Source organism: Kocuria sp. CPCC 205263, from assembly GCF_040981075.1.
GTDB lineage: Bacteria > Actinomycetota > Actinomycetes > Actinomycetales > Micrococcaceae > Kocuria > Kocuria rosea.
The window spans coordinates 1-1,173 of the sequence record NZ_JAVKPV010000037.1; the positions used below are offsets into that span (position 1 = coordinate 1).

Consider the following 1,173-nt stretch of genomic DNA (forward strand, 5'->3'; position numbering starts at 1 on the left):
TCAGCCCCCGATCGCGCTCATGGGGCGTTCCGGTTGGACGTAGTCGGGGGAGTCCAGGCCGGTGTGGTCCATGCCGTGGGCGGCCGGTTTCGCCCACATCGCCGCCCGCCAGCGCTCGGCCAGCTGGGCGTCGGTGGCACCGGCCCGCAGCAGCGGCAGCAGCTCGACCTCCTCGTGGGAGAACAGGCAGGAGCGGATCCTGCCCTCGGCGGTGATCCGGGTGCGCTTGCAGTCGCCGCAGAAGGGCTCGGTGACCGAGGCGATCACCCCCACCGTGCCCAGCGGCTCGCCACCGGAGCCCCCGGCGCCGGCGGCCCGGGAGTCCGCCGGGGTGGGGGTGAGGGGGTGGACGTCCCAAAGCTCGGCCGGGGCGCCCTCGCGCGGGCCCGGGTGCGGGGTCAGCCGGTACCGCTCACCGAGCCGGTGGCGGATCTGGGCGGCGGTGACCATCTCCGCCCGGGTCCAGCCGTGGTCGGCGTCCAGGGGCATCTGCTCGATGAAGCGCAGCGCGAAACCGCGCTCCAGGGCGAAGGCGAGCAACTCGGGGGCCTCGTGGTCGTTGATCCCGCGCATCAGCACCGCGTTGATCTTCACCGGGGACAGCCCGGCCGCGGCCGCGGCCTCGGCCCCGGCCAGGACCTCGGCGAGCCGGTCCCGGCGGGCCAGGGCCCGGAAGGTTGCGGCGTCCAGGGAGTCCAGGGAGATGTTGATCCGGCTCAGCCCCGCCGCGGCCAGGGTCCGGGCGCGGGTGGTGAGGCCGATGCCGTTGGTGGTCAGCGAGACCGGCAGGTCCGGGTGGGCAGCACGGATCCCGGCGACGATGTCCTCCAGGTCGGGGCGGACCAGGGGTTCCCCGCCGGTCAGGCGCAGCTCGGTGACCCCGAGCTCGGTCACCCCGACGTGGACGAGGCGGGTGATCTCGGCCGGGGTCATCAGCTGGGCGGCGGGCAGCCAGGGCAGGCCGCCGGCGGGCATGCAGTAGGTGCAGCGCAGGTTGCACTTGTCGATCACCGACAGCCGCAGATCGGTGGCGCGGCGGCCGTGGCGGTCCATCAGCCCCGCCCCGGCCGGGGCGCCGCTCGGTGCCGGACCGGTGCTGCGCAGCCGCGGCAGTCCCAGGGAAACACTCATGTCACCGCCTCGGTGGTCGTCTCCGGCCCGCACGGTGCTCGG

At 75.0% G+C, this 1,173-nt stretch carries 1 protein-coding gene; it reads right to left on the reverse strand.

The annotated features are described in order from the left end of the window. On the reverse strand, positions 1-1,131 hold the full coding sequence (moaA, locus tag RF647_RS18995) for a GTP 3',8-cyclase MoaA (RefSeq protein ID WP_368813094.1): 1,131 nt from the start codon (positions 1,129-1,131) through the stop codon (positions 1-3). Positions 1,132-1,173 lie beyond the last annotated feature (42 nt).